Here is a 5859-nt window from a genome sequence, read left to right on the forward strand (position 1 = left end):
CCACCAGCCCCACGCCGCTCCGGCCCAGCCGGCGCCCGCCGCCCGCGACGAGGATGCAGGTCTCGGCCTGCCCTCCTTCATCACCGGTGGCGCCGCAGTGGTGCCGGCCGTGGCCGAGGAGCGGGAGGCGCCTGCCCCCCGCGTGCGCAAGCGCCGCACGCCGCGGGTCGAGGATGATCCGGCCGCTCCCGCCGGCGAGAAGACCCCCGCCGCCGAATAAGGCCGGCACCGATGGACAGCGCGAGGGCGTGCCGAAAGGCGCGCCCTCATGCGTTCTGGGAGCTTGCCCTGAGACGGCCGGACCGGTAGAGCGCGCCGACACGCGAAACGGGGGACCCGACCATGGCCACGCACAAGCTTCTCATCCTGCCCGGCGACGGCATCGGCCCCGAGGTCATGGCGGAGGTCGAGAAGGTCGTCGCCTGGTTCGGCAGCCAGGGCGTCGCCGCCTTCGAGACGGAGCGCGGCCTGGTCGGCGGCAGCGCCTACGACGCCCACGGCGAGGCCATCTCCAACGGCGACATGGCCCTCGCCCAGGCGGCGGACGCCGTGCTCTTCGGCGCCGTCGGCGGCCCGAAATGGGCGGATGTTCCCTATGCGAAACGTCCCGAGGCAGGCCTCCTTCGCCTGCGCAAGGATCTCGGCCTCTTTGCCAATCTGCGGCCCGCCATCTGCTTCCCGGCCCTCGCCGCCGCCTCGTCCCTCAAGCCGGAGGTGGTCGAGGGTCTCGACATCCTCATCGTCCGCGAACTGACCGGCGGCGTCTATTTCGGCGAGCCGAAGGAGATCGTCACCCTCGAGGACGGCCAGCAGCGCGGCATCGACACCCAGCTCTACACGACCTCGGAAATCGAGCGCATCACCCGCGTCGCCTTCGAGCTCGCCAGGACCCGCCGCAACAAGGTCTCGTCCGCCGAGAAGCACAACGTCATGAAGACGGGCGTGTTGTGGAAGCAGGTCGTCACCCGCGTCCACAAGGCCGCGTTCGCCGACGTCGAGCTGGAGCACGTGCTCGCCGACAACTGCGCCATGCAGCTCGTCCGCTGGCCGAAGCAGTATGACGTCATCGTCTGCGACAACCTCTTCGGCGACATCCTCTCCGACGTCGCCGCCATGCTGACGGGCTCGCTCGGCATGCTGCCCTCCGCCTCGCTCGGCGCCGAGGATCCGGTCTCCGGCAAGCGCAAGGCGCTCTACGAGCCGGTCCACGGCTCGGCGCCCGACATCGCGGGCAAGGGCGCCGCCAATCCGATCGCGACGATCTCGTCCTTCTCGATGGCGCTGCGCTATTCGTTCAAGGCGATCGAGGCCGCCGACATGCTCGACAAGGCGGTGACCAACGTCCTCGCCTCCGGCCTGCGGACGGCGGACATCCGCTCGGACAACACCCACGTGGTCGGCACGGCCGGCATGGGCGACGCGATCATCAAGGAACTCCGGCACCTCGCCGGCTGAGGCCGCATGGCGTCGGCGGGGGCGTCCCCGCCCGTCCGCCCGTCAGGTGCGGAAGTCGACGTTGATGCCCGGCTTGGTCATCTGCTTCGGCTGCTTCGACGTGCCGATCGTGGCGGTGAAGCCCTCGAGCCGCGAGAGATGCTGGCGCGCCTCCGGCGACAGCGTCACCGTGACGTTGGCGGTCTTGATCCGCGGCGCGCTGTCCGCGGGCCGCACGGCGCTGGCCGTGGACTGTCCGCCCGTGGCGCTGCCGCCCGCCGGGCCGATTGCGCCCGTACCGATCTGACCGACGGCCATCGCTGCCTCCTCCATCCGATTGTGAGGAGACCATGAACAAACATGGTTAACCGAGGGTAAACGCCCTGCGCGGGTCCGGTACGGGCCGCCGTCAGAGGCGGTTGAGGCGGAGCGGCGACGGCCGGCCGCCGCGCTCCGACACCACCGGGGTCGCCTGCGTCGCGGCGGGGGTGGACGGACAGGGAAGGCGGGCGAGCTCCGCCCGGGCGAAGAGGCTGGCGATGGCGGCGTCGCGCACGCCCACCGTGAACAGCCTGTCGACGAAGCACGAGGCGTCCTGGCGGCTGACGATCTCGGGGCCGCCGCTGCACACCCAGCCCGTCACGCGGATTCCCGCCTCGCTCTCGCGCAGCGCGAAACCGAGGCAGGCCTTGCTGCCCTCCTCCGTGTCGATGGTCACGTCGGCGGTCTGCATCGGGCCGAACTTGGTGGCGAGCGGGATCGGATTGGGGGCGATCGTCGCCGAGACGCCGAGGTCCGACACGACGGTGCCGAGATCGGCCACCGCGGTCGCGGGCGCCATCTCGCCGCGGTCGATGACGAGCGCCGCATGGCGGCGGGCATCCTCGGCCGAACCGAAGCGGAAGACCTCGCGCGCCAGCCCGTCCGACCGCCGGAACATCGCGACCTCCTGGCCGAGCGGCCGCCAGCGCGGCGCGTCGACGTCGAAGCCGCCGTGGCGCGCCGTTACCGGGCGCCAGACGGGCACGGGGTCTGCGGCCTCCTCGGCGATCAGCGACGGGCGGATCGCCTCCTCCGGCATCCGGACGCCACCGGCGAGATTCACCAGCAGCACGACCGGGAGCGCGGCCATGATGGCGAAGGCGCAGAGGGCCAGTAGCGCGGACCCTGTCCGCCTGTCCGGCAGCCTGACGACCTCTCCAACCGTTGTGCGCAAGACCCGCTCTCCGTTCGACGGGGCGAGCCTGACAGCGGAGCAACCACCGCCGGGTTGAGCGGCATGGTTGACGCACGGTAAATGTGCAGCGTGGTGAATGGTTTATGAGCATTCACCATCGTCACCCCCGGCAGCGTTGCTGGCTTGCAACACGGTCTCGCCGCCTCGTCGCCACAAAGCAACGAGTCGTTGACTCTCGTCCCGGATTTTCTTCTCTCGACAACTGAAGAGAAACTGATCGCCCCGCTCTTTCGGCGCGTGACCGCCGGTGGGTATGGGCGGTATGGGAGAGGGTCATGGGACGTCGTTGGGCGCGGCCGCTGGCGGCTGCGGGTCTTGTCGTGTGTGCGGTGGCCGGTATCTCGGCACCGGAAAGGGCTGAGGCGCGGGAGGTCGTCCGGTTCAATTTCAACGCCGAGCCCGGCACCATCGTCATTCGCAATTCCGAACGCCGGCTCTATCTCGTCAAGGAAAACGGCATCGCTATCCGCTACCGCGTGGCCGTCGGCCGCGCCTCGGAGCAGTGGGAGGGCCGCACGGTCGTGAACGGTCGCCACGTCCGCCCCGCCTGGTCGCCGCCCGCCGTCGTCCGGCGCGCCAATCCGAGCCTGCCGGACGTCATTCCCGGCGGTGCCCCGAACAACCCGATGGGCGAGGGCGCGCTGACCCTCGCCGGTGGCGAATATGCCATCCACGGCACCTCCGCCAGCATGCGCCGCTCGGTCGGCACCGCCGCCTCCTTCGGCTGCTTCCGCATGCTGAACGAGGACGTGGTCGACCTGATGAACCGCGTGGGTGTCGGCGCCACAGTCGTCGTCACGCGCTGAGACATCGCCTTCTCAGGGCGCGGCGCCGAACCAGCGGCGCGCCAGCGTGACGTCGGCCTGCGTCAGGCCGTGACCGGCCGGTAGAACTTCGTGCTCCACCGCCGCGCCGGCCGTCGACAGCTGGGCGGCGAGCTCGGCCGCCTGCTCCTCCGGCACGATCGGGTCCATCGCTCCGGAGAGGATGAGAACCCGCCGGCCCGACAGGTCCGCGGCAGGCGGGTCGGGAAGCGGCACCATGGCGCGGATCAGCACGGCCCCGTCCAGCACCTCCGGCCGGAGCAGCAGCATCGCCGCGGCGATGTTGGCGCCGTTCGAGAAGCCGACAGCTACCGGACGGGCGAGGCCGTGGGCCCGTGTCGTCGCCGCCACGAAGTCGGCAAGCTCGTGGGCGCGCCGCACCACGTCCTCGTGATCGAAGACGCCTTCCGCCAGCCGGCGGAAGAAGCGCGGCATGCCGTTCTCCAGCACCTTGCCGCGCGGCGAGAGCAGCGCCGCTCCGGGCGCGATCATCTGGCCGAGGGGGAGCAGGTCGTTCTCGTCGCCGCCCGTGCCGTGAAGCAGGAGCAGCGTGCGGCTGCCGGCATTCGCCGCGGGCACGAGGCGATGGGCGAAGCCGCCGTCGGTGAGGGTGGCCATGGCAGGTCTCCTGGGATGGATCCGCCGCGCCCGGGTGGGCGCGGCGGTCTCGTGGGGCACGGTCAGGCGAGGGCGGGCAGCACGGCCTCGATGCGGGCGCGCTGGGCCTCGTATTGCGGCGGCAGCTTCAGCGCCTCTCCGAGGGTCTCCGCCGGCTCGTCCACGGCAAAGCCGGGAACGTCGGTCGCGATCTCGAACAGGATGCCGCCCGGCTCGCGGAAATAGACGGATCGGAAGTAGTTCCGGTCGCGTTGTTCCGTGACCCGCTGGCCGTGGTGCTCGCGCAGCCGCGCCACCATGGCCTCCTGCGCCGCATCGTCCCCCGCCCGGAAGGCGACGTGATGCACCGATCCCGCACCCTCGCGCCCGGCAAGGAAGCCGCCGGCCTCGCGGATGTCGACGATGCCGCCGAGGGGGTTTCCGGCAACCGCATAGCGGGTCACGTTGCCCTCGCTCGCTCCCCTTGCGAAGCCGAAGACGTCGGTGAGAATCGCCCCCGTCTTTTCGCCCCGCTCGACCAGCAGCGACACGCCGTGGAAGCCGCGGATCGCGTGCTCCGCCGGCACGCCGCCGCCGTCCCAGGCCGGCTCGTCGCCGATGCCGGGGATGCAGGCGAGGGCGAGCCTCATCCCGTCGGGATCCTTGAAGGACAGGACGGATTCACCGAAGCGCCTGGTGATCGTCTCGTGCGGCACCCCCTTTTCGATGAAGCGATGCGCCCACCAGCCGAGCGAGCCCTCCGGCACGCGGAACACCGTCTCCTGCGTCTGCCCGACGCCGAGCCTGCCGGGGGCGGCATGCTCCCAGGGGAAGAAGGTCAGGATGGTGCCGGGAGATCCCGCAGCGTCGCCGAAATAGAGGTGGTAGGTGCCGGGATCGTCGAAGTTGACGGTCTTCTTCACCAGCCGGAGGCCGAGGACCTCGGCATAGAAGGCGAGGTTGCGGCGGGCCGGGCCGGAAATGGCGGTGACGTGATGGATGCCGTTGGGGGACGTGCCGTTGAAATTGCCGATGAAGGACATGGAAGCCTCCTGCCGGACGCGGTGTGCGTCCTGTTGACGGCAAGATAGGCAGCGCCGGCCCCGGCGCCACGGCCAAAATCCTTGCGTGCCCGCAAGCCGACTGTGCGCTGTCCTTGATGTCCGATTGCGCGCGAGCGCTCAGTTCGTCTTCGGGAAGACGTAGATGAAGGTCGCCATGTCCGTCTCGGGTGTGGCGTCGGGATCGCGGACATATTCCTCGACGAAGGCGTCCTCGGCGACGATGGAGCGCTCGTCCAGATGGTTGGTGATCTCGTCGTAGGTCTGTTCCATCGTGTCGTAGCCACCGTGGTGGACGAAGCGCAGCGCCTTGCCGGCCGGGGTCTGGCCGGGCTTTGCGGGCGCATAGGCTTCCGCCGGCTTGGCCGCCTCGCGCACGGGCAGGATCGCCTCGAAGTCGACGGCATCGTCCGAGGAGGAGACGAAGCGGATCATCGGCGGTCCCGTCACCTCGGCGCCCTCGCGGGCGGCGATCGCCTTGAGTTCGGTGATGGCCTTGCGGAACGTGCCGTAGAGGTCGTCCCAGGTGGTCTTGCCGCCGAGCACCAGGGCCGGCCGCGCCGAAAGCGTCACCTCGTCGCCGAAGCCGGCAGCCTGCACCGCCTCGTCCGTGGGCAGTACCCCGCCGGGTCCTGCGGGAGCGGCCGGGGCCTGCACCGCGGCGGGCGGGGCCGGGATGGCCGGCGGCTCCGTCGCGGGGGGAGGG

At 70.7% G+C, this 5859-nt stretch carries 7 protein-coding genes and 1 pseudogene; 3 read left to right on the top strand and 5 right to left on the bottom strand.

Annotated elements, in window-relative coordinates:
• A pseudogene (locus ACT6XY_RS22200) lies at positions 1-220 on the top strand (hypothetical protein); the annotation flags it as partial.
• A gap of 122 nt (positions 221-342) precedes the next feature.
• Positions 343-1455, top strand: coding sequence for a 3-isopropylmalate dehydrogenase (leuB, locus tag ACT6XY_RS22205; RefSeq protein ID WP_444750482.1), 1113 nt, complete (start codon positions 343-345; stop codon positions 1453-1455).
• A gap of 42 nt (positions 1456-1497) precedes the next feature.
• On the opposite strand, the gene ACT6XY_RS22210 is transcribed toward leuB, so the two are convergent.
• Both ACT6XY_RS22210 and ACT6XY_RS22215 read right to left on the bottom strand, forming a co-directional pair.
• Complete coding sequence (locus tag ACT6XY_RS22210) at positions 1498-1752, bottom strand: hypothetical protein (protein ID WP_444750483.1); 255 nt, start codon at positions 1750-1752, stop codon at positions 1498-1500.
• A 91-nt stretch (positions 1753-1843) separates the two neighbouring features.
• The gene (locus ACT6XY_RS22215) at positions 1844-2650 is read right to left on the bottom strand and encodes a hypothetical protein (RefSeq protein WP_444750484.1); all 807 of its coding nucleotides are present in this window, start codon (positions 2648-2650) and stop codon (positions 1844-1846) included.
• A 296-nt stretch (positions 2651-2946) separates the two neighbouring features.
• On the opposite strand from ACT6XY_RS22215, the gene ACT6XY_RS22220 reads away from it, so the two are divergent.
• Positions 2947-3477, top strand: coding sequence for a L,D-transpeptidase (locus tag ACT6XY_RS22220; RefSeq protein WP_444750485.1), 531 nt, complete (start codon positions 2947-2949; stop codon positions 3475-3477).
• Between the two features lie 12 nt (positions 3478-3489).
• Here ACT6XY_RS22220 and ACT6XY_RS22225 read toward each other — a convergent pair whose 3' ends face one another.
• The 3 genes from ACT6XY_RS22225 to ACT6XY_RS22235 all read right to left on the bottom strand — a co-directional run.
• Positions 3490-4113, bottom strand: a complete 624-nt coding sequence (locus tag ACT6XY_RS22225; protein ID WP_444750486.1) for an alpha/beta hydrolase — start codon at positions 4111-4113, stop codon at positions 3490-3492.
• 62 nt (positions 4114-4175) lie between these two features.
• Positions 4176-5135 carry a ring-cleaving dioxygenase gene (locus tag ACT6XY_RS22230; protein WP_444750487.1) on the bottom strand — a complete coding sequence of 320 codons (960 nt, stop codon included), beginning with the start codon at positions 5133-5135 and terminating at the stop codon, positions 4176-4178.
• A gap of 138 nt (positions 5136-5273) precedes the next feature.
• The coding region (locus tag ACT6XY_RS22235) for a GyrI-like domain-containing protein (RefSeq protein ID WP_444750488.1) at positions 5274-5859 on the bottom strand (586 nt) is incomplete at its 5' end.

Source organism: Phreatobacter sp. (genome assembly GCF_052440005.1).
In the GTDB taxonomy this organism is placed as follows: Bacteria; Pseudomonadota; Alphaproteobacteria; order Rhizobiales; family Phreatobacteraceae; genus Phreatobacter.